2 protein-coding genes are annotated in these 3122 nt (G+C 63.4%); both read left to right on the top strand.

Annotation, left to right across the window (positions count from 1 at the left end):
• Window positions 1–192: PhlB family protein (locus ABSG20_RS33485; protein WP_490338355.1), on the top strand; the 192-nt coding region annotated here is incomplete at its 5' end.
• Window positions 189–2279: an acetate--CoA ligase family protein gene (locus tag ABSG20_RS33480; RefSeq protein WP_423868722.1), complete on the top strand. Its 2091-nt coding sequence runs from the start codon at window positions 189–191 to the stop codon at window positions 2277–2279. The genes ABSG20_RS33485 and ABSG20_RS33480, both read left to right, overlap by 4 nt.
• Window positions 2280–3122: the final 843 nt, after the last annotated feature.

Genomic DNA, 3122 nt, shown 5'->3' with positions numbered 1-3122 from the left:
CTGGTGTGCCGCGCCGCCACGCCCGAGAGCCGCGCGCATATTCCCTACAATATCGTTCTGGTCGATGCAGCAGAGGGCTTTCGCATGATGGCCCATGGCGATATCGATCTCGCCATCGGCGACCGGGTCACCGCGCGGTTTGTTACCTTCGCCGGTCGTCTGGTTCCCTATTTCGCAAGGACAACAGCATGAGCCGTCTGAAAGCCGCCCTCGATCCGCGCTCGGTCGCCATTATCGGCGCCTCGGAAAATCCCAACAAGGTCGGCGGCCGGCCGGTGCATTACCTCGACAAGTTCGGCTTCAAGGGCAGGATCTTTCCGATCAACCCATCGCGCGCCGAGGTGCAGGGACACAGATGTTACAAGAGCCTCGATGACCTGCCGGAGGCGCCCGACATGGTGATCGTCGCGGTCGCCGGCGACAACGCCATCGGCGCGGTCGCCGATTGCGCCGCGCATGGTGTCAAGGTCGCGGTGGTGATGGCGTCCGGCTTTGGCGAGGTCGATGCCGTCGCCGGCAAGGCCAAGGAACGGCGCATGGTCGAGGTCGCGCACAAGGCCGGCATGCGCATTGTCGGGCCGAATTCGCAAGGCCTGGCCAATTTCGGCACCGGCGCGATCGCGAGCTTCTCCACCATGTTCATGGACATGGACCGATCGGAAGGGCATGTCGCGATGCTGAGCCAGAGCGGCGCGCTGTCGACGGTGCCGGTCGGGTTCTTGCGCCAGCGCGGCATCGGCGTCCGCCATACCCACGCCACCGGCAATGATGCGGACATTTCCGTGGGTGAGCTCGCCGTCGCCGTCGCCGAGGACGTGGAAGTAAAACTGCTGCTGCTCTACCTCGAAAGCATCCCGGAGAAAAAATATCTCGAAGAGCTCGCGGCCACGGCGCTCGACCGCGATTTGCCGGTCATCGCGTTGAAATCGGGCCGCTCCGAAGCCGGCCGCCAGGCCGCGCAATCCCATACCGGGGCGCTCGCCAACGAGGACCGCGTGGTCGATGCTTTCTTCGAACATCACGGCATCTGGCGCGCGCCGGACATGCGCGGCCTCGTCGAAGCCACGGAGCTCTATCTGAAAGGCTGGAAGCCGCGGGGCAGGCGGCTGGTCGCGATCAGCAATTCCGGCGCGGTCTGCGTTTTGACGGCGGACGCGGCAACGGCCGTCGGCATGCCCATGGCAAAACTTGCGCCGGAGACTGACGGCAAGCTCAAGGGCATCCTGCCGAGTTTTGCCACCACCACCAACCCGATCGATCTCACGGCGGCGCTGTTGTCCAACAGCGCCCTGTTCGGCGACATCCTGCCGGTGATTGCCGAAGATCCGGCGGCCGACGCCTTCCTGATCGGCATTCCCGTTGCCGGTCCCGGCTATGACGTGGAAGCCTTTGCCCGGGATGCGGCGGCATTCGGCCAAAAGACCGGCAAGCCGCTGGTGATCGCGGCGACCCAGCGCAGCGTCGCCGATCAGTTTGCGGGCGAGGGCCTGTCGGTATTTCCAACCGAGACCGAGGCGGTCAGCGCCCTGCATCAATTTCTTGCCCATCGGGAATTGATGGCGCGCGCGCTCGCCCGCAAGGCACGAGGCGCGCTGGCACCGCAGCCGTTGATCGCAACACAGGCCACGACCATGCTGAACGAAGCCGACAGCCTTGCTCTGCTGGCCGCGCGCGGCATTCCGGTGGTGCCGTATCGGCTGTGCCGGTCGCGCACCGAGGCGGTGGCGGCATTTGCCGCGATCGGCGGCCCGGTGGTCGTCAAGGGATGTTCGGCCGATATCGCCCACAAGTCCGAACTCGGGCTGGTCAAACTCGGCGTCAGCACCGGCGAGGACGCGGGCGAAGCCTGGGCCGAGATGGAAGGCATCATCCGCAAGCAGGCGGCGCGCTTCGACGGCGTCATTATCGCGGCGATGGCCGGCGGCCGGCGCGAAATCATGATCGGCGCGCATCGCGATCCCGTATTCGGTCCGGTCGTGGCGGTCGGCGACGGCGGCAAATATGTCGAGATTTTTCGCGATACCGCGTTGCTGCTGCCGCCCTTCACGAAGCAAGAGGCGATGGAAGCGCTGGGGCGCTTGCGGATAGCGCCGCTGTTTTCGGGCGTGCGCGGCGAGCCGCCGATGGATATCGAAAAGCTCGGCGATGCCGTGGTTCGGATCGGCGAGCTGATGGGCGATCCCGCGGCCAAGGTGATGAGCCTCGACCTCAATCCGGTGCTGCTGGACAGCGCCGGCAAGGGTTGCGTCGTGGTCGATGCGGTGATGTTTCAGGGGTGATCCTGGGATGATTGCCAGTCACCGGGTCGCGCCAATGCGCGCCCCGGTGACGACGTGGCGAAGCAAGCCAGCTCGACGCGATACTACTGGGCTGGACTGCTTCGTCGCGTTCGCTGCCCGCCGACGACCGCGGGCTTGAACTTCACTCCCAATGAAGGAAAGAAATCGGCGATGACGAGCAGTGCCGTCATCGCCAGTGTTTGTAAGTACGCTTCCGAGGCTGCCCTCCCGGTTACTTGCTCGATGCTGTTCTCCCTAGACCCGGGCATGACTCATGGCTGCGCAAACGCGCAGATGACGGCCAGTTTTTCTTCTCGGAATGCCCCCCGACGTTATTCGCCGTGATCAAGTCCCCCTTCAGCGAACAACGACGGCATCAAGGTCGAGCAGCAATACGGCTTCATTTTGGCCCGCGCGCAGCCGGTTTGTGCGCCTGTGATGGAATTTTCAAAGCAGCAATATGAGTGATGGATTATTGTGGTTGCTGAAACGCGTATGTTCGATAGTACTGCCTGCAACCAACAACCAGAACGCATAAAAAAAGGTGAGAAATGGCCCGCATCGACTATTGCGACCCCGCCAAGTCAAGCGATCGTACCCGTGAAATCCTCGGCAAGAATCGCAACGCCAATATTTTCAGAATGATGGCGCATTCGCCGAGCTATGCCTGAGCTACGCCTAGGTCGCCGTCAGCAAATTCACCTGGGTTGTGGCCACCCTCAGGCGGTCGGCTAGCAACTGCGCGAGATTGCGCATGATCCGTTCGCCGGTGCGCGGATGCTGTTCGCGGAAGCGCTGAAAATCGGTCAGCGGCACTTCCAGCGCGGTGGATGTGACATCGGC

Origin of the sequence: Bradyrhizobium sp., from assembly GCF_049512235.1 — a bacterium.
Lineage (GTDB): Bacteria > Pseudomonadota > Alphaproteobacteria > Rhizobiales > Xanthobacteraceae > Bradyrhizobium.
Note: the sequence above shows the minus strand (reverse complement) of the source record. Positions and strands in the feature narration are given on the sequence as shown.